Origin of the sequence: Paenibacillus hemerocallicola, from assembly GCF_006265175.1 — a bacterium.
GTDB lineage: Bacteria > Bacillota > Bacilli > Paenibacillales > NBRC-103111 > Paenibacillus_AB > Paenibacillus_AB hemerocallicola.
This window is the reverse complement of the sequence record NZ_VDCQ01000011.1, coordinates 65833-85851: the sequence shown is the minus strand read 5'-3', so window position 1 is coordinate 85851 and position 20019 is coordinate 65833. Positions and strand designations below refer to the sequence as shown.

General features: G+C 55.4%; 17 protein-coding genes. 5 read left to right on the top strand and 12 right to left on the bottom strand.

What is annotated here, in order from left to right; all coding sequences use genetic code 11:
• Nucleotides 1-66 precede the first annotated feature (66 nt).
• The 5 genes from carB to pyrR all read right to left on the bottom strand — a co-directional run bounded on the left by carB (nucleotide 67) and on the right by pyrR (nucleotide 7315).
• Nucleotides 67-3291, bottom strand: coding sequence for a carbamoyl-phosphate synthase large subunit (gene carB / locus FE784_RS10375; RefSeq protein WP_139602130.1), 3225 nt, complete (start codon nucleotides 3289-3291; stop codon nucleotides 67-69).
• Nucleotides 3278-4447, bottom strand: a complete 1170-nt coding sequence (locus tag FE784_RS10370; protein WP_139602129.1) for a carbamoyl phosphate synthase small subunit — start codon at nucleotides 4445-4447, stop codon at nucleotides 3278-3280. Before FE784_RS10370 ends, carB begins: the two co-directional genes overlap by 14 nt.
• 91 nt (nucleotides 4448-4538) lie before the next feature.
• On the bottom strand, nucleotides 4539-5828 hold the full coding sequence (locus tag FE784_RS10365) for a dihydroorotase (protein WP_139602128.1): 1290 nt from the start codon (nucleotides 5826-5828) through the stop codon (nucleotides 4539-4541).
• Nucleotides 5829-5859: 31 nt separating this feature from the next.
• A complete protein-coding gene (locus tag FE784_RS10360) occupies nucleotides 5860-6768 on the bottom strand; it encodes an aspartate carbamoyltransferase catalytic subunit (protein ID WP_139602127.1) in 909 nt (302 codons plus the stop codon).
• A 4-nt stretch (nucleotides 6769-6772) separates the two neighbouring features.
• Nucleotides 6773-7315: a bifunctional pyr operon transcriptional regulator/uracil phosphoribosyltransferase PyrR gene (gene pyrR / locus FE784_RS10355; RefSeq protein WP_139602126.1), complete on the bottom strand. Its 543-nt coding sequence runs from the start codon at nucleotides 7313-7315 to the stop codon at nucleotides 6773-6775.
• A gap of 604 nt (nucleotides 7316-7919) precedes the next feature.
• Between pyrR and dapD the strand changes: the two genes are divergently transcribed.
• The 3 genes from dapD to FE784_RS10340 all read left to right on the top strand — a co-directional run bounded on the left by dapD (nucleotide 7920) and on the right by FE784_RS10340 (nucleotide 10652).
• A complete protein-coding gene (gene dapD, locus FE784_RS10350) occupies nucleotides 7920-8630 on the top strand; it encodes a 2,3,4,5-tetrahydropyridine-2,6-dicarboxylate N-acetyltransferase (RefSeq protein ID WP_139602125.1) in 711 nt (236 codons plus the stop codon).
• A gap of 103 nt (nucleotides 8631-8733) precedes the next feature.
• Nucleotides 8734-9891 (top strand): N-acetyldiaminopimelate deacetylase, encoded by a 1158-nt coding sequence (locus FE784_RS10345; protein ID WP_139602124.1) that lies wholly within the window; start codon nucleotides 8734-8736, stop codon nucleotides 9889-9891.
• Nucleotides 9888-10652 (top strand): WecB/TagA/CpsF family glycosyltransferase, encoded by a 765-nt coding sequence (locus FE784_RS10340; RefSeq protein ID WP_139602123.1) that lies wholly within the window; start codon nucleotides 9888-9890, stop codon nucleotides 10650-10652. Before FE784_RS10345 ends, FE784_RS10340 begins: the two co-directional genes overlap by 4 nt.
• A 67-nt stretch (nucleotides 10653-10719) precedes the next feature.
• On the opposite strand, the gene FE784_RS10335 is transcribed toward FE784_RS10340, so the two are convergent.
• Together FE784_RS10335 and FE784_RS10330 are read right to left on the bottom strand one after the other, a co-directional pair.
• A complete protein-coding gene (locus tag FE784_RS10335; RefSeq protein WP_139602122.1) occupies nucleotides 10720-12759 on the bottom strand; it encodes a hypothetical protein in 2040 nt (679 codons plus the stop codon).
• A gap of 608 nt (nucleotides 12760-13367) precedes the next feature.
• Nucleotides 13368-14162 (bottom strand): peptidylprolyl isomerase, encoded by a 795-nt coding sequence (locus tag FE784_RS10330; RefSeq protein ID WP_139602121.1) that lies wholly within the window; start codon nucleotides 14160-14162, stop codon nucleotides 13368-13370.
• A gap of 112 nt (nucleotides 14163-14274) precedes the next feature.
• Between FE784_RS10330 and FE784_RS10325 the strand changes: the two genes are divergently transcribed.
• Entirely contained in the window at nucleotides 14275-15189 is a 915-nt protein-coding gene (locus tag FE784_RS10325) for a phosphotransferase (protein ID WP_139602120.1), read from the top strand.
• A 53-nt stretch (nucleotides 15190-15242) separates the two neighbouring features.
• Here FE784_RS10325 and FE784_RS10320 read toward each other — a convergent pair whose 3' ends face one another.
• From FE784_RS10320 to lspA, 4 genes are all read right to left on the bottom strand, one after another.
• Nucleotides 15243-16013: an SIMPL domain-containing protein gene (locus tag FE784_RS10320; protein WP_176706100.1), complete on the bottom strand. Its 771-nt coding sequence runs from the start codon at nucleotides 16011-16013 to the stop codon at nucleotides 15243-15245.
• A 100-nt stretch (nucleotides 16014-16113) separates the two neighbouring features.
• Entirely contained in the window at nucleotides 16114-17271 is a 1158-nt protein-coding gene (locus FE784_RS10315; RefSeq protein WP_139602118.1) for an aminotransferase A, read from the bottom strand.
• A 15-nt stretch (nucleotides 17272-17286) separates the two neighbouring features.
• Nucleotides 17287-18249 carry an RluA family pseudouridine synthase gene (locus tag FE784_RS10310; RefSeq protein ID WP_139602117.1) on the bottom strand — a complete coding sequence of 321 codons (963 nt, stop codon included), beginning with the start codon at nucleotides 18247-18249 and terminating at the stop codon, nucleotides 17287-17289.
• Complete coding sequence (gene lspA, locus FE784_RS10305; protein ID WP_139602116.1) at nucleotides 18230-18745, bottom strand: signal peptidase II; 516 nt, start codon at nucleotides 18743-18745, stop codon at nucleotides 18230-18232. Before lspA ends, FE784_RS10310 begins: the two co-directional genes overlap by 20 nt.
• 203 nt (nucleotides 18746-18948) lie before the next feature.
• Here lspA and FE784_RS10300 point away from each other — a divergent pair, with 203 nt between their 5' ends.
• Entirely contained in the window at nucleotides 18949-19692 is a 744-nt protein-coding gene (locus tag FE784_RS10300) for a TraR/DksA C4-type zinc finger protein (RefSeq protein WP_139602115.1), read from the top strand.
• On the opposite strand, the gene FE784_RS10295 is transcribed toward FE784_RS10300, so the two are convergent.
• A complete protein-coding gene (locus FE784_RS10295; RefSeq protein WP_246131980.1) occupies nucleotides 19686-19970 on the bottom strand; it encodes a DUF5665 domain-containing protein in 285 nt (94 codons plus the stop codon). The two genes, FE784_RS10300 and FE784_RS10295, sit on opposite strands and share 7 nt — an antisense overlap.
• Nucleotides 19971-20019: the final 49 nt, after the last annotated feature.

The window sequence follows — 20019 nt, the reverse complement described above, 5'->3', positions numbered from 1 at the left end:
GCCGGTCTCCGACAAGATTGCTTTGTCGGGAAACCGGCCACTTTGGATTACTATATTCGATTGCGATTACTTCCCTGCCGCGGTGAGAATACCGGACGGCATCGCGCGCGACGAGAAGTTGATCGTATTTAGCACGTGCAGCAGAGCTCGCACCGTATCGAGCGACGTCATACAAACGACGCCGTTTTCGACCGCCTCGCGGCGGATACGGAAGCCGTCGCGCTCCGGTGTCTTGCCCTTCGTCAGCGTGTTGACGACGAAGTGCGCCTCGCCGTTGCGGATCAGGTCGAGGATGTTCGGCGAGCCTTCGCTCAGCTTGTTGACCCGTTCCACGCGCAAGCCTGCTTTCTCGAGCGCATCTGCCGTACCGCCGGTAGCGACGATTTTGTAGCCGAGATCGAAAAATCCGCGGAACAGCTCGATCGCTTCCTCTTTGTCTTTGTCGGCTATCGTCGCGATCAGCGCGCCGGTCGGCGGAATTTTCATGCCGGAGCCGATAAAGCCTTTATACAACGCTTTGGCGAAAGTAAGATCGCGTCCCATTACCTCGCCCGTAGATTTCATTTCCGGACCGAGCGTAGGCTCGACGCGGCGCAGCTTGGCGAACGAGAACACCGGCACCTTGACGGAGACGTGGTCGTCCTCCGGCCACAAGCCGTTGTCGTAGCCCATATCCTTCAGCTTTTGTCCCATAATGACGCGGGTTGCGACATTGGCCATCGGCACGTTCGTTACTTTGCTCAGGAACGGAACCGTCCGGGACGAGCGCGGATTGACCTCGATTACGTACACTTCGTCCTTGTAGATGACGAATTGGATGTTCACGAGACCGACCACTTCGAGCGCACGAGCGATTTTCATCGTAATGTTGACGATTTTCTGCTTCAGCTCTTCGGATATCGTCTGCGGCGGGTAGACCGAGATCGAGTCGCCGGAGTGAACCCCTGCGCGCTCGACATGCTCCATAATGCCGGGGATAAGCACCGTTTCCTTATCGCAGATCGCGTCGACTTCCACTTCCTTGCCCAGCATGTAACGGTCGATCAGAACCGGGTGCTCCGGGTTGATTTTGACCGCATATTCCATGTAGCTGAGCAGTTCGGAATCGGAATATACGATTTCCATCGCACGGCCGCCCAGCACGTATGACGGGCGAACGAGAACCGGGTATCCGAATTGCGATGCCGTACCGACCGCTTGGTCTACCGAAGTGACGGTACCGCCCGGAGGCTGGGCTACGTCCAACTGGCGCAGCAGCGCTTCGAATTTTTTGCGGTCTTCGGCCATGTCGATGCTTTCCAGGCTGCTGCCGAGAATGCGCACGCCGGCTTTGGTCAGCGGAGCCGCCAGGTTGATGGCCGTTTGGCCGCCGAATTGTACGATGACTCCGATCGGCTTCTCGCGCTCGATCACGTTCATCACGTCTTCGAAGAACAACGGCTCGAAGTATAGACGATCGGACGTGCTGAAGTCGGTCGATACGGTTTCCGGGTTGTTGTTGATAATGACCGCTTCATAGCCGGCCGCTTGGATCGCCCAAACCGCATGGACCGTAGAGTAGTCGAACTCGATCCCTTGTCCGATCCGGATCGGACCGGAGCCCAGAACGACGACTTTCTCCTTCTTCGTTTCGAGCACTTCGTCTTCGGTTTCGTAGGTCGAGTAGTAGTAAGGCGTCGTAGCTTCGAACTCCGCGGCGCAAGTATCGACCATTTTATAAACCGGAACGACGTTTTGCTGCAAACGGTATGTGCGAATGTCGGCTTCCTTCGTAAAGGAGTCCGCTCCGGCCAGAGTACGCACTTCGGCGATGGCGCGGTCGGTGAATCCTTTGCGCTTCGCCTCGAGCAGCAGTTCCTTCGTCAGCTCGCCTTCCAGCTGCGATTCGAACTGAAGAAGTCCTTCCAGCTTGCCGAGGAACCACCAGTCGATGCTGGTCAAGTCCTGGATTTGCTGGAGGGTGTAGCCTCTGCGGTACGCTTCGGCGATCAGGAACAGCCGCTCGTCGTCCGGCTTGCGCAGACGCGATTCCAGCGTATCGGTATCCAGCAGGTCGGTGCCTTTCAGGAACAAGCGGTGCACGCCGATTTCCAGCGAGCGGATCGCTTTATGGATCGACTCTTCGAACGTACGGCCGATGGCCATGACTTCGCCGGTCGCTTTCATTTGCGTGCCGAGCTTGCGGTTGGCGCTCGTAAATTTATCGAACGGCCAGCGCGGAATTTTCGATACGATGTAGTCGAGCGTAGGCTCGAAGCAAGCATACGTTTGTCCGGTTACCGGGTTGACCAGCTCGTCGAGCGTGTAGCCGATGGCGATTTTGGCCGCCATTTTGGCGATCGGATAACCGGTCGCTTTCGAGGCGAGCGCCGAAGACCGGCTTACGCGCGGATTTACTTCAATTACGTAATATTGGAAGCTGTGCGGATCCAGTGCGAACTGTACGTTGCAGCCGCCCTCGATGTTCAGCGCACGGATAATTTTCAACGATGCGGAGCGGAGCATTTGATACTCGCGGTCGGACAACGTTTGGCTAGGCGCCACGACGATGCTGTCGCCCGTATGAACGCCTACCGGGTCGAAGTTCTCCATGTTGCAGACGACGATACAGTTGTCGTTGGCGTCGCGCATCACTTCGTACTCGACTTCCTTCATGCCGGCGATGCTGCGCTCTACCAGACATTGCCCGATCGGGCTGTAACGCAAGCCCGAAGCTACGATTTCGACCAGCTCTTCTTCGGTGTTGCAGATGCCGCCGCCCGTACCGCCAAGCGTGTAAGCCGGGCGGACGATGATCGGGTAGCCGATCTCATTGGCGAAATCCACCGCTTGCGGAACCGTCGTAACGATAACGCTCGCCGGTACCGGCTGCTCGAGCTCGCGCATCAAATCGCGGAACAGGTCGCGGTCTTCCGCTTTCTCGATCGAAGTGAGCTGCGTGCCTAGCAGCTTTACGTTCTCTTTCTCGAGCACGCCCGCTTTCGCCAAAGCGACCGCCATGTTCAGGCCGGTTTGACCGCCGAGCGTCGGCAGCAAGCCGTCGGGCTTTTCCTGGCGAATGATTTGCGAGACGAATTCCAGCGTAATCGGTTCGATGTATACTTTGTCGGCCATATTCGTGTCGGTCATAATGGTAGCCGGGTTGCTGTTGATCAGGACAACCTCCATGCCTTCCTCTTTCAAAGCCTCGCACGCTTGCGTTCCGGCATAGTCGAACTCTGCGGCCTGACCGATGACGATCGGTCCGGAGCCGATGACGAGTATTTTTTTCAGCGATTTATTTTTTGGCATATGCGAGTTCCCCTTTCCGTTGCGATGCGGACGAGCCTCCGCGCGCGGCTACGATTTCAGCCTGTCTCGGCGCGCGAGGATTTTGTTCCTTGAAGCTGTGGATCATCGTGATGAAGTCGTCGAACAAGTAGCTCGAGTCGAACGGTCCCGGAGCCGCCTCCGGATGGTACTGCACCGAGAATGCCGGGTGCGTCTTATGTTTCAGGCCTTCGATCGTTTTGTCGTTGTTGTTGATATGCGTCACGATCAGATCGGTACCGGAAATCGATTCTTCCTTCACCGTATAGCCGTGGTTTTGCGATGTAATGTAGCAGCGGTTGGAGATCAGGTCCTTGACCGGATGGTTGCCGCCGCGGTGGCCGAATTTCAGCTTCTCCGTATCCGCGCCGCAAGCGAGCGCGAACAGCTGGTGTCCTAGGCAAATTCCGAAGATCGGATATTCGCCGAGCAGTTCGGCAATGATGCCGGCCGCGTGCGGTACGTCTTTCGGATCCCCGGGTCCGTTGGACAGCAGAATACCGTCCGGATTGAGCCGGCGGATCTGGTCGGCGGTCGCATCGTGAGGGACGACGACGACGTCGCAGCCGCGTTTCGTCAAGTCGCGAATGATACCGCTCTTTGCGCCGTAATCGACGAGCACGACGCGCTCCTTCGTTCCCGGGCAGCCGAATACGCTTTTGGTGGAAACTCGGGATACCTGGTCGGTAATGAGGCGGGTCGCCTTCAATTGCTCCAGCATGTCTTCCACCGGCCGGTTCGAGGTGGTAAGCATCCCCTTCATAACGCCGTGGTGCCGGATAATCCGGGTCAGCATCCGGGTATCGATGCCGCTGATGCCCACGATTCCGTATTCTTTCAAAAGGCTGTCGATCGTATATTGGGTGCGCCAGTTGCTGGGCACCTCTTCATGCTCGCGCACGACGAACCCGTGAATGAACGGGCGGATCGATTCGAAATCGTCCCTCGTAATCCCGTAGTTGCCGATGAGCGGATAGGTCATCGTAACGATTTGCCCGCAGTAGGACGGATCGGACAATACTTCCTGATAACCGGTCATCCCGGTGTTGAACACGACTTCGCCGGTCGATTCGCCTTCGCTGCCGAACGCCTTGCCGGTGAAAAGCGTGCCGTCTTCCAATAATAATCTAGCTTGCATCCTCTTCATTCCTCCAATCGATTTGCTGCCGGTAGTCTTTGCTTCGGTGTCTGTCGCTTCTCTCGTGCTCTGCCATCTATACTTTCGGAGGTTATTCGCTCCAAACCGTCTTGCCCGCCACCATCGTAAGCGACGGCCAACCGTACAGCTTCCAGCCGGCGAAAGGCGTATTGCGTCCTTTGCTCAAAAACTGCGCCGGATCGACCGCTTTCTCGGTCTCCAGATCGACGAGCGTCAAATCGGCGGCGCGGCCGACCTCTAGTATGCCCCAAGGCAATCCGAACAGCTCCGCCGGCTTCGACGTCATCCGGTCGAGCAGGAACTCCAGCGTCCAGCGTCCGGTGCGTACGAATTTGGTGTACAGCAGAGGAAACGCGGTCTCGAATCCGACGATGCCGAACGGCGCCATCTGCAAGTCCCGGGCTTTTTCTTCCTCGCTATGGGGAGCGTGATCGGTCACGATAATGTCGATCGTGCCGTCCTCCAGCCCGGCGATGACCGCCTCGACGTCTTTCGGCGTCCGCAGCGGCGGATTCATTTTCCAGTTCGGGTCCATCCCCGGAATATCTTCATCGGACAACAGCAGGTGATGCGGGCAAACCTCGGAGGTGACCTTGATCCCGAACTGTTTGCCGTGCCGGATCAGCCGAACCGATTGCTCGGCGCTGACATGACAAACGTGGTAGTGTACGCCGGTCGCTTCCGCGAGCAGGATGTCCCGGCCGACGTGGATCGCCTCCGACTCGTTCGGGATGCCCTTCAGTCCGTTTTTGCGGGCGAACTCGCCTTCCGTAAACGAGCCCCCCTCGACGAGCGTGTTGTCTTCGCAATGCGCGATAACCGGCATATTCATCGAGGCGGCGAGCGCCATCGCGTCCTTCATCATCTGCGCGCTCTGCACGCCTACTCCGTCATCCGTAAAGCCGACGACGCCCGCTTCCTTCATCGCGGCGAAATCGGTCAGCTCGCGGCCGAGCTGGTTTTTCGTAATGCAGCCGTATGGCAGCACCCGTACGATTCCTTCCGTTTCCGCCTTGTCCAGCACGTAGTTGACGGTTTCGACCTTGTCGATGACCGGTCTCGTATTCGGCATGCAGGCGATCGTCGTGTACCCGCCTCTGGCGGCCGAACGCGTTCCCGTCGCAATCGTTTCTTTATATTCGAATCCCGGCTCGCGCAAATGCACGTGCATATCGATAAACCCCGCGGACAAGAGCTTGCCGGCTGCGTCGATGATCTCATGCCCGACGGTATCCGGAGCTCCTTCCGCAGCGTCGTCGAGGATAGCTGCGATTTTACCGTTCTCGACAAGCACGTGCTTTTTCTCCAGCCGGTTTTGCCCGCGTACCGGCACGCTTCCGTTAATGATCCAAGTTCCCATGGTTCGCCTCCTGATCCTGCTTACGTTTGATCTATGCCAGCGCCCGTTCGATAACCGCCATGCGGATCGGCACTCCATGACTCATTTGCGTAAATATTTTCGATTTCTCGTGCTCGACCAATTCGTCGTCGATTTCGACTCCGCGGTTGACCGGAGCGGGATGCATGATGATCGCATGCGGCTTCATCATGCCGGCGCGCTCTACGGTGAGCCCGTAATGCTCGCGGTAGTCTTCGGCCGACCGGATGAACCCTTTGTCATGCCGTTCCAGCTGAACCCTCAGCGTCATGACGACGTCCGCCTGCAGCGCCTCCTCGATGGCTACGTAAGGCGCGTGCTCTCCCAATTCCTCGGACCGCATATTGTCGGGCGCGCAGAACTTGACGTTCGCTCCGAGCTTCTGCAGCCCCCACAGGTTCGACCTGGCCACGCGGCTGTGCATGATGTCTCCGATAATCGAGACGGTCAGCCCTTTGATTTCGCCGAACGATTTGCGCATCGTATATAGATCGAGCAGTGCCTGGGTCGGATGCTCGTTGTTGCCGTCTCCCGCGTTGATCAGCGGCACCTTGATTTTCTCGGCCAGCTCGGCCAGCAGGCCGATCGGCTTCATCCGGATGACGCCCGCGTCGATTCCCATCGATTCCAGTGTCCGCACCGTATCGTAAATCGATTCGCCCTTCTCCACGCTGGAGGCGGCGGCCGAAAAGTTCAGAACCTGAGCGCCCAGCCGTTTCTCCGCTACCTCGAAGGAGAAGCGGGTCCGCGTGCTGTTCTCGAAAAACATGTTGGCGACGAATTTGCCTTCGAGCAAATGCGTTACTTTATTCGGCTGCCTCTCCCAGTGGGCGGCGCGGTCGAGGATGCTTACGATCTCTTCTTTGTCGAGCTGCTTCAGCCCGAGCAGGTGCCGGTCGCATGCCACGTTCGTTTGCGTCATATCGTTATCCCCTTTGCTGAATGATGACGACTTCGTCGTTTCGGTCCACTTCGTTCAATCTGACCTCGATCTGCTCCAATCTGGAGGTGGGCACGTTTTTCCCTACGTAATCCGGCCGGATCGGCAGCTCCCGGTGGCCCCGATCGACCAGCACGGCCAATTGGATCATTCTCGGGCGTCCCAGATCGATCAGCGCGTCCATCGCCGCCCGGACCGTCCTTCCCGTGAACAGCACATCGTCGCACAATATAACCCGTTTGTCCTGAATGTCCGGAGCATTGAGCGATTGGGCCTCGCTGCCCGGGCTTATGCGGACCCGATCGTCCCGGTACGAAGTAATGTCGAGCTCCCCTACCGGTACCGGGACCCCTTCGATTTCGCGGATTCGCTCCGCGATCCGGTTCGCAAAGTAAATGCCTCTCGTACGTATGCCGATCATGATGCTGTCGCCTACGCCTTTGTTTTTTTCGAGTATTTCGTGCGCGATGCGCGTCAGGGCGCGGCGGATTGCCGTTTCGTCCATGATGACGAGCTTTTCCGGATTCATATGTGAACCCTCCCCCTCATTACCCCAAAAAGTGAAGTCCATGCTTCGATGCTTATTCCGGGTACTTCTCGGGGACCCCATACTGCACCCCAAAAAGTGAAGTCCATGCTTTTTTGACACTTTCGTCGCTTGCAAGGGTACAAAAAAACTCCTTACCCATTGGCAAGGAGTACGATCCCGAATCGGAGCGCACGAAACTTCATCCGCGAAAATGGGGGACTATCCCCTGCTTCCGCGCATGCCAAGCTTCGTGAAACGCATGTCCGTCACGATCTTGCGACTTTCTCGTCGACCACCTTGCCAGCCTCACGGGACCAGCTTAAAGGTACTATTTAGTTCCTGATGATTATCTCACGTTCGACAAATGATGTCAATTCATTTCGATAGGATGTCGATTCGTCTTGTCTTACTACTATTCGCTTTTATCCGCCATTCTATTTGGCAAACGGGAATAGCCCGTCCGGCAATTTCTCCCTTTATAAGTTGCTCCCGGCATGTTTCCTTTGTCCGATTCGGCACCGTACCGCACCGGTCAGGATTGCTTGGCCCATTCTTTTATGCTATAAAAGGTTTATACGTTATTCGCAAAGGAGAATCAATCCTCATGTCCGAAATGAACACGATGGAAGTGATCAATTTTATTAAAAACAGCACGAAAAAAACGCCCGTGAAAGTATATGTGAAAGGCAAGCTCGAGCAAGCCGTATTCGGCTCCGATATCCGCGCCTTCGTATCCGGTACGAGCGGCGTCATCTTCGGGGAATGGCCGGCTATCGCCCAAGCGCTCGAATCGAACAAAGCGCTTATCGAAGATTTCGAAATCGAGAACGACCGCCGCAACTCCGCCATCCCGATGCTGGACCTTAAAGGCATCAACGCCCGCATCGAGCCGGGAGCGATCATCCGCGACAAAGTAACGATCGGCGACAATGCCGTTATTATGATGAATTCCACGATCAACATCGGCGCGTCGATCGGCGACGGTACGATGATCGATATGAACGTCGTAGTAGGCGGACGCGCGCAAATCGGCAAAATGTGCCACATCGGCGCAGGCTCGGTCGTAGCCGGCGTTATCGAACCGCCATCGGCGCAGCCTGTCGTCATCGAGGATGACGTGCTCGTGGGCGCGAATGCCGTTATTCTCGAAGGCGTCCGCATCGGCAAAGGCTCCGTCGTGGCAGCCGGCGCCGTTGTCACGCAGGAGGTTCCCGAATATACGGTCGTAGCCGGAACTCCTGCGCGCGAAATCAAAAAAGTCGACGCGAAAACGAAGTCGAAGACGGAAATTATGCAAGAGCTTCGCCAACTGTAAGCCAGCGATCGAACCGACGAGCCAGGGGCCTCCCCTGGCTTTCGTTTCGCGATCGGGATCATCACAAGCGAGCCGCTGCAGGCTTCATTATTAAGGAGGTCCTATGAGTACGGCCATTCAAACGTTTGTCGAGCTCCGCCGCCAGCTCCATCTCATTCCCGAGCCGGGCTTCCAGGAATTCAAAACGCAGCGCTTCCTGCTCGACCGCATTGCCGAGCTGCCGCAGCAAAGGATCGAGGTCCGCACTTGGCGAACAGGCATTCTCGTCAAGGTAAAGGGATCCGCTCCCGATCGCGTATTCGGCTATCGTGCCGATATGGACGGCTTACCGATCGAGGAAGACACCTCCTACGAATTTCGTTCGACGCATCCCGGCTTCATGCATGCGTGCGGTCATGATATGCATATGGCGATCGGCCTTGGCGTACTGACCCATTTCGTCGAGAACGAAATGAAAGACGATCTGGTCGTCATTTTCCAACCGGCCGAGGAAGGTCCCGGTGGAGCGAAGCCGATGCTGGAAAGCGAGGAGCTCCGGGACTGGATGCCCGACCAGATCGTAGCGCTGCATATCGCGCCCGAATATGAGGTCGGTACGATCGCGACACGGCCGGGCATTTTATTCGCGAATACGTCCGAGCTATTTATCGATTTGATCGGCAAGGGCGGCCATGCCGCTTATCCCCATCGGGCCAACGATATGGTCGTCGCCGCCGCCCACCTGCTCGTCCAGCTGCAGTCGATCGTCTCCCGCAACATCAACCCGCTCGATTCGGCAGTCGTTACGGTCGGCAAAATCGAAGGCGGCACGAAGCAAAACATCATCGCCGAGAAAGCCCGCCTCGAAGGCACGATCCGCACGTTGTCCGCGGACACGATGCATATCGTCAAGAAACGGATCGAAGCGCTGATTAGCGGAACGGAAGCGGCTTTCGAGTGCAAGGCCGTTATCGATTACGGCTCGAACTACAGGCAAGTGTACAATGACGAGGCGATTACCCGAGAATTCATGGACTGGCTTGACGAATCCGCGAGCGCCAAGCTTGTCGAATGTCCGGAAGCGATGACCGGCGAAGATTTCGGATATTTTCTCGAACGCATTCCAGGCTTCATGTTCTGGCTGGGGGTCGATACGCCGTTCGGCCTCCATCATGCCAAGCTTGAGCCGGACGAGCGGGCGATGCCGGTCGCCATCGATACGGTCACCCGGTACATCCGCTGGAAATCGGACCAAACCCATTCCGGAGGAGAGTCGATATGAGCCAAGCGGCACAAACGCAAGCAGCCGTGAATCGGGTAAGCATAATGGGCGTTCCCATATCCAAAATGACCTACGATGAAACGATTCATCACCTAAGCCGCATCGCAAACGGCGAGCGGCGCGACATGTATCATGTCGTAACCGCGAACCCCGAAATCGTCATGTCGGCTTCCAAGGACGAGCAGTTGAAGCGAATTTTGCTCGAAGCCGGCATCGTAACCGCCGACGGGATCGGGATCGTGCTTGCCGCGAAATGGAAGGGCGAGCCCATCTCGGGGCGCGTTACCGGCTACGACATGCTGGTGCGTCTATTGGAGCAGGGCAATCGGGACAAATGGTCGTTCTACTTCCTCGGTACCGATGAGGAGACGAGCCGCAAGGCGGTCGAAACGATAGCCGAACGTTACCCGGGCATCCGAATCGCCGGACGTCATAACGGTTTCTTCGACAAGGAACGCGAATCAACCATCGTGGAGGAAATAATGGCCGCAAGCCCCGATTTTTTGATCGTAGCGATGGGCGCCCCCCATGCCGAGCGATGGATATACCGCAATAAACCGCTGTTGAACGCCAAAATCGTGATGGGCGTCGGCGGGAGTCTGGACGTCATCGCGGGCAAAGTAAAGCGGGCTCCGGAATTTTGGATCAAGCTGAACATCGAATGGCTGTACAGGCTGTTGTCCAATCCTTCGCGCTGGCGGCGCCAGCTCATCTTACCGGTTTTTGCCGCAAAGGCGTTTTTTTTCAGAAACCGGATATAACGGACATTAAAAAGAAGCGTTCCGCCCCTAGCGGCGGAGGACGCTTCTTTTCTTATAGTACAGTTTTTTACCAGGAGTCGGAGCTGACCTTCATTTTAATCGTATCGAAGTGCGCTTTGCCGTTCGTTACGGTTGCGTTATCGTTCGTCAAGTAGGTGCGGAGCACGTGGGACGAATCGGACGGTGACGTGAACGTGAGCGTCTTCTGCGTCCAAGCCGTATCGTTGAAAGACAGACTGGCGACGATCGTTCCGGTCGTCTCGTTTTTCACGTACACTTTGCCGCCCGCGCCAGTTCCGTCCGTTTTGCCTGCGAACGTAAGCGTATACGAGGTCGACGGCAGCCATCCTTCCCACGTCTGGTTCGCCTGTTGGGCGGTTGAGCCTTGCGCCTTGATCGTCAAGCCGTATTTCCCTTCATAGGCGTTCGCCGTGTCCAAATATGCGGTAGCGGACGTCGAACCGACCCGGTTCCATTGAGCGGGCTGCGTCAAGTCCGTCGACGCAGTCATCTCGAAGCTCTGGTTGACGATTTTCGAACGGTCCCACTTCATGATGCGCGCCAAGGTTAGCAGATAGGCCGTATTCGTCGGTGCAAAGCCCCTGTACTGTTCGGACGCGATCGTAAATATACGTTTGTCGAACTGGGCCAGCTCCGTCCAATTGGACATATATTTGCTGAAATCGGTCGCGCCGGTTCCGTTTACGTAGTGCGTCAATGTCGGTGCCGTCGTGGAGCCGTTCCACATCACCTCGGTCAGCGCATCCGCGAACTTGTCCATATCCGCTCCCGCGAACATTTGACCGTTGCGGTACATGTCCAGCACGAAGCCCAGATCGACGTTCGCATGGGACGTATCCTCCACCGTCGAAGCGTAGTACGCATAGTTCCAATTATAGGCGGTGCCGCTAGTGGTCAATGCGTTTTTGAAATATTGGCCCGTCCGCTTCGCCCTGTCCAAGTACGTCGGGTTGCCGTTCGACTCGTACAGCACCATGAGCATGTTCACGTAAGCGAGAGCTTGATTGTAGGGTAAGTAAGTCCAAGTCGAACTGTGCGAGAAGGCGTCAAAGTTGGCCGACTGCTTATACATCCCCGTCGTGGAATTGATCGCGGTCCACGTGTTGCCGATATAGCTGCTGTTCTCCCAGCGCGGGACGATATGGTCCTCCAGAAAATCGAGGTAGCCGTTCGCTTTGGTCAAATATGCGCTTTGGAGCGCCGTATTGCCTCTAATCAGCTTGATGAACTTGGCGATCGGCGTGCCGATGACCCCGTCGTGCACCATAAAGGGCAGCTTGGCGTTGATTTTCACGTTATCGAAAAACGCTTTGCCGCCCGGCACCGTATAAGTTTGATGTCCGAGCCACACTTCCAGCACGTGACCGGTCGCGGCCGGGGTGCGGCATTCGGCGGTATGGAGCGCCCAGCTCGTATTCTCGAACGGAACCGAGCACAGAATCGTATTCGTCGTCTTGTCGCGCAAATAAGCGCGCCCTTTGGCGGCGGAGCCGTTCGTCTTGCCGTAAAATTGCAAAACGTACAACGTATCCGGCTCATAGGCGATCATCGGCTGGTACAGGCTTTGCCATTTCGTCCCCGTGGATTCGGTACGGACCTCTACCGCATAACTGCCGGCTGTCTGAGTCGGATGGTCGGTCGTCCGTAGAGCGGTGGAGCTTGTCGATTGAAAACGCAGCCAGCTCGCCGGCAATGTGCTGTCGCCGCTGGCGGCCGTTTCGAAGTCCCAATTGGCAAGCTCCGTCGGGCTGTACCTGGAGCTGCTCCAGCCCCGATAACCGTCATTGTCGATATCGTCCGCCGTAGCGATGACCGTATCCGCATGCGTCGCGAACTTATCGAGCCAAGCCGTATTTTTCGTCAGCCCGTACAAGTCGAGATAGCTTTCCAAAATATAGCTTTCCCCCCAGGCCAAGCTCCCTCCGTCGTCGCTCGTATAGTAGTTGCCGCCCAAACTGTTCTCCGCCGCGACGTAAGAATCGTACCATGCGTTGGAAGATGCGGATACAGCCGATGCGGGACCGAGCGACAGGCACGCGGCCAGTATGAGCGTTGTCCATTTGTTTCGCTTGCTTGATCGTTTCATGAGCTATTCCTCCTTTGATTTCCTTTCGCGTCCCTGCGATTGTTGATCCGTTAAAGGCATGGCCGAACGACACCGGATAAAATCATCTCCCTCCTTTCTCCATCACGTGGTCATGTAATCGCTGTCATTCCTTATTTTAACATAAATTAAAGCGCGGTAAATACCTATATTATACCTGTTACTAAATAAGCAACGATACTTATTCGCGCATATTTCTCTTATCGTTGACAATCGACAGCCGTAATAATGAATTACGTCTATCGAACTTATTTCAAAGATGAGCGACCGCGATAGAGGAAGTTTTTCTTGGTTCAGAAAAATAAGATAAGCGGAACAAAAAGTTCCGCTTTCCCTTCGGTGAGCCGCAAAATTGGGGGAGGAACAATATGTTCCTTTACCGGCAGTATGAGGACCGCTTTGAAGGTCATTTACTCAAATAGAGGAACTTTTCGTTCCGTTTGTGCCGTTCCTCCACCTGTCGCTGGCAATAGAGGAACTCGTAGTTCCCTTCTCAAAAAATAACGGAATTGCTTGTTCCGCACTGCCGAAAGGACGCGATCCCGGATCATTTCGGACGACAGCCCTTCCTTATACGAACAAGTGTCTTATTATTTGACTACGATATCGACTCGTTGTACGGTAACCTCTTCCTTAGGCTTGCTCATTTCGCCAAACTGGTTCTTCTCAACCGGAGTGGATGCAATCGTGCTGACGACATCCATCCCTCCGATTACTTTGCCGAAAATCGAATAATTCGGGGTGCTGTTCAGAAATTCGCATTCTTTTCCCGTGCAGATGAAAAATTGGCTCTCATTCGTATTCGGCCCGGCATTGGCCATCGCCACGATACCCGGTTCATATTTGTGGCCGTTGTTCAACTCGTCCTCGAACGTATAGCCAAGTTCTCCTCTCCAGGTTCCCGCCGGCGCTCCGGTCTGGGCTACGAAGCTTTCGATAATGCGGTGGAAAGGCGAGCCCTCATAATAGCGCTCGTTCGCCAAAAAGACAAAGTTGTTGACGGTTTTCGGCGCGTCTTTGGCAAACAGCTCGATCGTAAAGCTGCCCTTATTCGTCGTGACGATCGCCTGATACGACTTTTCCTTGTCGATCGTCATCGCGGGGGGAGCGGCATAACGCGCTCCGATGGAAATCGTACTGGTCCCCTCGTTGTAGTTGACCGGAATCCCGAGCGATTCGCTGACGAACCTGATCGGTACGTAAGTCGAGCCATTATAAATAAAGCTTTCCTGATCCGGCTTTTTCTCGACCCCGTCGAACTTGAATACCAAATCCTTGAAATACACCTCGATCTGCGTACCCGCCCCGGTCGCATATGCCGCCGTAATCGACAGCAGCACGCCGATGATCAATCCCATGACCATGCCTTGCAATTTGTTTTTCATTGCTTCCACCTTTTCTGTATAATAGATCCGAATCCACTATCCATAATTCTGCTTTTGTGCCGAAAAACCTTCTTTTTTGTCAAATCAACCGACTGCAAAGGACTGGAACATAATGACGGAACCGTGGACGGCGGAACGGCTCGTATCGGAGTCGTTAGCCCAAGAGCTTATTCAAATCCAATTCCCCGAGCTTCGACCGGCGCGGGCGCAACTGATCGGAGAAGGCTTCGACAACATGGTGTATCGCGTCAACGAGCGTTACGTTTTTCGCTTCCCGCGACGATCGATAGCCGTCCAATTGCTGGAACGCGAATGCACCCTCCTGCCGGAGCTGGGACGGTCGTCTCTCGCGCTCGATATTCCTTTGCCGATCTTCGAAGGAACTGCCTCGCCCGAGTTCCCTTGGCCTTTTGTCGGGTACGGATTCCTCAATGGTGTACCGGCGTATACGTTATCTCTCGAACAGCGGATGCTATCGGTGGAACGTCTGGCGGAATTCGTGAAGTCGCTTCATCGTTTTCCGCTGGACCAAGCCGCGAAGCTCGGAGCCTCGTACGATACAATCGGACGATTCGACTTCCCCGTCCGGTTGCCCAAAACGATGGAGAATCGGGATAAAGCGGTAGCGTTAGGCTTATGGGGGGACGCTGCCGCATTCAATCCCATTTTGGAGAATGTCAATCGTTGTCCGCTGCCTCCGCAAGCGGAAGCCCTCGTCCATGGAGATTTGCATTTCCGCAATTTATTGGCGGACGGGCATGGCGAGCTGTCGTCGGTTATAGACTGGGGAGATGTCCATATGGGCTATCGCGCGACGGATCTCGGATTCGTATACGGCTTTTTGCCTCCCGAAGGCCGGACCCGCTTCTTCTCGATCTATGGGAAAATCGATGAACCGACCCGCCTGCTCTCCCGCTACAGAAGTATCCATATCAACCTGTTCCAGCTTATATACGGTCACGACAAGGGAGATCGGCCATTGGTGGAGGCCGCCCGCCAATCGCTGCTTCTCGCGCTGGAGCCGTAAGCGAAAAAGCCTTGATCCGCGATTCGGACCAAGGCTCTTCTCGATTTTATCGTTTAAAACTCGTATTGAACCGTAACGTTCGTCGTCACTTTCAGCTCGCCGGTCGAGATGCTCGTTCCCCCGGCTGCATCCATGGCTGCCGACTTCTCCATCATGGCGATATTGCTGTATTGCACGGGAACGGCGACGCCGCCGCCTTGGTTGACCGCTACGATTCCTTTCAGCTCCTTGCCCGCGTACTTGGCGATCGCTTCGGCTTTCGCCTTCGCATTGTCCATCGCTTTCTCGATGACCTGAAGCTCGTATTCCTGACCTTTCTCCGTGCTGAAGCGGACGCCTTCGATTTGGTTGGCTCCGGCTGCGGATGCGGCGTCGAGGAACGTGCCGAGATTGTTAAGATCGCGGTACGTCACTTGCAGCGTTTGCGTGGCGCTGTAGCCTTTAATTTTCGGATCCCGCTCGGTGTACGAATATTCCGGCTGCACGCGGAAGCCGTTCGTTTGCACGTCCTTGGCCGCCAGCTTGTACTGGTTGAACAGCACGTCGCGCAGCTTCTCGTAAGCGGTTGCGTTGGCTGCCTGCGCATCCTTCGCCGTCTCGGCCTCGGTGCGGATTCCCAGCGTCACGTAGGCTACGTCCGGCGAAATCGTCATCTCGCCTTGTCCGGTAACGGTTACGACGTTTTTCTGAGCCGCAGCCGCTTGTTCGGCCGCATACACTTTACCGGGGCCTATACTCGGCAAGCTCTGCGCGTACAGCGCAGTCGTCAATGCCATTGCCGCTATTCCCGCAATCAGCCACTTCTTGCTCTTCACCATATTCATCGTTTCACTTCCCCTACTTCCATCAGAATGTGTTTTCAACTTATCGAACGTGGCATTCCGGGAAAATGTTGCAGGCAAAGGAAACTTTTTCGAAAAAAAATTAGCCGAGCCGTCCGACAAACGACTCCAGCTTATCCATCGCCTTCTCCAGCACTTCCATGGAGTATGCATAGGATATCCGGATATACCCTTCTCCGTAAACGGAGAAGGCGTCGCCCGGTACGACCGCGACCCGCTCTTCCTCCAACAGCTTCATCGTAAAATCGATCGAGCTCAAGCCGAAGCGTCGTATGGACGGAAACAAATAAAAAGCGCCTTCGGGCTTCTCGCCCTCCAGACCGATCCGCCCAAGCTTATCGTAGACGAAGTCTCTTCTCGCCTTATATTCCTTCTTCATCGTCTCCGCATCGTCTATACCCGCCGTCAACGCTTCAATTCCGGCATATTGGCTGATCGAGCTTGCACAAGTCACATTATACTGGTGCACCTTCACCATATGCTTCGTTATATGGGAAGGTGCGAACGTGAACCCGATTCGCCAGCCGGTCATCGAATGGGACTTCGATAACCCGTTGATTACGATCGTCTGTTCCTTCATGCCGGGCAATGCAGCGATGGAACGGTGAGGCGTATCGTATACGAGCTCGCTGTATATTTCGTCGGATATGACGAAAATCGGCATGCCTCGCAGCAGATCGGCAACCGCCTTCAGCTCTTCCTCGGCCATCACTCTCCCCGTCGGGTTGGACGGATAGCATAAAATAACAGCCCGTGTCCGATCGGTCAGCAGCGGCTTCAACAGCTCCGCAGTCAGCTTGAAGCCATTTCCCCTCGTGTCGGCGTATACCGGCGTTCCGCCGCATAACCGAACGATCGGCTCGTAGCCGGGATAGATCGGCCCCGGGATTATGACCTCGCTGCCCGGCGCGATAATCGTGCGCAGCGAGATGTCCAGCGCCTGGCTCGCTCCCGCCGTAACGATAACCTCTTGCTCCGGATCGTACGATAGCCCGTATTTGCTGCCGACAAAGCGGGCTGCGGCCTGGCGAAGCTCGAGCAGACCCGCATTCGGCGTATAAAGCGTCCTGTTTTGATCCAACGCCCTTTTTCCGGCTTCTACGATATGGGCGGGCGTCGGAAAATCCGGCTGGCCGATCGTCAGCGTAATCGCATCCTTATAGGTGGCGACAAGGTTCGAAATTTTGCGGATGCCGGAAATTTGAATATCGGTTACCGCGGAATTGACCAAATGCTCCACAAACGGTTCCTCCCCTTACAACGTCCTAAGCACGTCCAGCAAATGATTCATATCGTCCGGCAGGGCGGATTCAAATTCCATGTAAGCTCCGCTCGTCGGGTGAACGAAGCCCAAAACCCCAGCGTGCAGCGCCTGTCCGTCGATCGGATTGCCTTTGCTGCGACCGTACATCGGATCTCCGACAAGCGGATGGTCGATATATTTCATATGCACGCGGATCTGATGCGTTCTTCCCGTCTCCAGCTTCAATTGCATCACGGTATAGTCTGCGAGCCGGTCCAGCACCAGGAAGTGGGTTATGGCATGCTTGCTGTTTTTATCGGTGACCCTGTATTTTTTCCGGTCGCTCAAGTCCCGGCCGATCGGAGCATCGATCGTACCTTGATCGTGGGCCACAATGTCGTGCACGACGGCAATATATTTGCGCATTACGGTGTGGGCTTTCAACTGCGCCGCGAGCGACAGATGGGCTTTATCGTTTTTGGCGGCCATTAGCAGGCCGGAGGTGTCCTTGTCGATCCGATGGACGATACCCGGTCTGAGCGTGCCGTTAATGCCCGACAAATCTTTGCAATGGTGCAGCAGCGCGTTGACCAGTGTCCCGGAATAATGGCCGGGAGCCGGATGGACGACCATCCCCCGCGGCTTGTTTACGACAATGACGTCGGAATCCTCATATACGATATCAAGCGGAATCGCCTCCGGGGCGATGTTGACCTCGACAGGATCGGGTATGGCCAGCGCCACTTTATCGTCGGCCGCGAGCTTGTAGTTCGGCTTGACGACATTCCCGTTAACGGTCACATCTCCGTTCTTGATCCACAGCTGGATCTGGGAACGCGAGATGTCGTCCTCCACGGATTCGGTAACGTATTTATCGATCCGCTCCCCGGCTTCCTCCCGCTGCACGGTCCACTCCTGAATGCCTTCTTGCTCGTGCTCTTCAAATTCGTTCTCATTAGGCATGATCTTGCTCATGGATAACTCCTCTTCTTTCTTTGCGCCACGTCAGCAGCGAGTCCAGGAAAATAAGCCCGACTCCGATTACGATCCCGGAATCGGCAATATTGAATATGGCAAAATCGTAATCGACATCCCATCCGAAGATCGAGAATACGAAATTGAAATGCAGGAAATCCACTACTTCCCCGAAGAGCGCCCTGTCGAGAAAATTGCCTACCGCACCGCCGAGCAGCAAGCTTAGCGCCACTTTCAGCAACTTTTTGGACCGGTCGCCGCGCAGCTTCTGCAAATACCATACAATACCGATGAGGACGATCGAGGTGACGCTAATAAAAAACCACCTCTGGTCCTGCAAAATGCCGAAAGCCGCCCCCCGGTTCCGATGGGACGTCAATTGAAAAAACTCGCCGATAATCGACCGGGATTCGTACTCCTCCATGTTGATGACTATCAGTCTTTTGGTCACTTGATCGAGGATAAACACGATAAGCGCGTATACGTAATAAATCAATTGGAATCCTCCCTGACAATTGGTTCCGACAACTCGCATTGTAGCACAGCAGCCATATGCCCGTCCAATACGGAACGGGCTGCCGAACGTTTCGCCCGGCGGCGATATAAGGAAATTATGGCTCTCATAATTTTGCGCCCGTGGCAAACGATACAAGTACGACCTTATACGACTTCGCCTAACGGAAAGGAGCTTGCATTCGCGTGAACTCATTAACGAGCGAGCAACGAGCAGCGCTTCGCGACCAGTTGGAGCATGAGAAAAACTCCTTGGAGCGCAGATTGCAGCAGAACGACCATTTCGGCTCCGCCGACCCGCTCGGCGCTACGACCGGGGAGCTCTCCTCCTACGATAACCATCCCGCCGATCTGGGCTCCGAAGTATTCGAGCGCGGCAAAGACATTGCGCTAAACGAGCACGAGGAGCACCATTTGTCCGATGTGACGGAGGCGTTGGAAAGAATGAAGGAAGGAACGTACGGAACATGCGCAATTTGCGGTCGCAATATTCCGTTCGAACGATTGCAGGCGGTACCCGAAACGGAATATTGCTTCGACCATGTTCCCGACCGGGAAATTTCTCAACGCCGGCCTGTGGAAGAACAGCTGCTGGCACCGCCATTTGGCCGAACGAGCGTGGACGAGCTGACGGAGGAAACGGAATTCGACGGCGAAGACGCCTGGCAAATCGTAGAGAGCTGGGGCAACTCCGATAGTCCCGCCATGGCGGAAGACCGCGAAGTGCACGACTACGACTCCATGTACGTGGAAGCGGACGAGAACGAAGGCTTCGTGGAATCTTATGAAAGCTTCGTTGCCACCGATCTTTACGGTCAGCACGTAACCGTCGTCAGAAATCGCCAATACCGCGAATATATGGAGAAAAACGAAGGGGACCCGCTGTTGGAGCCGGATCCCTATCGAGATATGGAAGGCAACGATCAATAAGCCCGGCCTTCCAGCTGCACTTGTACGATTTTGACGATATCCGCGATAAAATCGCCGATAATGGGCAAATTGAGCGCTCCCAGCAATCGAAGAAAATAGACGATCGCTGCGGCAAAGACGGTAAAGCCGATAGCGATGCCGACGCCACGGGCAATGCCCGCGTACAGGTTCGTGAAAATGATTCTTCTGGGTCTATTCAACAGCTCGACATACTCGGCAATTTGCGTTTTTTCCAGCTTTTCGGCTATCGTTTTCAATTTTTCATTGATGCTTTCCATCACGCCCGCATCCGGGTTCTTCTGTTCGGGCATAGCGATTGCCCCCCTT

What these genes read in the sequence shown, in the direction of transcription:
- carB (WP_139602130.1), bottom strand. Translation starts at nt 3,291, where the DNA reads ATGCCAAAAAATAAATCGCTGAAAAAAATACTCGTCATCGGCTCCGGA.
- FE784_RS10320 (WP_176706100.1), bottom strand. Translation starts at nt 16,013, where the DNA reads ATGAATATGGTGAAGAGCAAGAAGTGGCTGATTGCGGGAATAGCGGCA.
- pyrR (WP_139602126.1), bottom strand. Translation starts at nt 7,315, where the DNA reads ATGAATCCGGAAAAGCTCGTCATCATGGACGAAACGGCAATCCGCCGC.
- FE784_RS10340 (WP_139602123.1), top strand. Translation starts at nt 9,888, where the DNA reads ATGAGCCAAGCGGCACAAACGCAAGCAGCCGTGAATCGGGTAAGCATA.
- FE784_RS10335 (WP_139602122.1), bottom strand. Translation starts at nt 12,759, where the DNA reads ATGAAACGATCAAGCAAGCGAAACAAATGGACAACGCTCATACTGGCC.
- FE784_RS10370 (WP_139602129.1), bottom strand. Translation starts at nt 4,447, where the DNA reads ATGCAAGCTAGATTATTATTGGAAGACGGCACGCTTTTCACCGGCAAG.
- FE784_RS10295 (WP_246131980.1), bottom strand. Translation starts at nt 19,970, where the DNA reads ATGGAAAGCATCAATGAAAAATTGAAAACGATAGCCGAAAAGCTGGAA.
- FE784_RS10330 (WP_139602121.1), bottom strand. Translation starts at nt 14,162, where the DNA reads ATGAAAAACAAATTGCAAGGCATGGTCATGGGATTGATCATCGGCGTG.
- FE784_RS10360 (WP_139602127.1), bottom strand. Translation starts at nt 6,768, where the DNA reads ATGACGCAAACGAACGTGGCATGCGACCGGCACCTGCTCGGGCTGAAG.
- dapD (WP_139602125.1), top strand. Translation starts at nt 7,920, where the DNA reads ATGTCCGAAATGAACACGATGGAAGTGATCAATTTTATTAAAAACAGC.
- FE784_RS10310 (WP_139602117.1), bottom strand. Translation starts at nt 18,249, where the DNA reads ATGAGCAAGATCATGCCTAATGAGAACGAATTTGAAGAGCACGAGCAA.
- FE784_RS10325 (WP_139602120.1), top strand. Translation starts at nt 14,275, where the DNA reads ATGACGGAACCGTGGACGGCGGAACGGCTCGTATCGGAGTCGTTAGCC.
- FE784_RS10365 (WP_139602128.1), bottom strand. Translation starts at nt 5,828, where the DNA reads ATGGGAACTTGGATCATTAACGGAAGCGTGCCGGTACGCGGGCAAAAC.
- FE784_RS10345 (WP_139602124.1), top strand. Translation starts at nt 8,734, where the DNA reads ATGAGTACGGCCATTCAAACGTTTGTCGAGCTCCGCCGCCAGCTCCAT.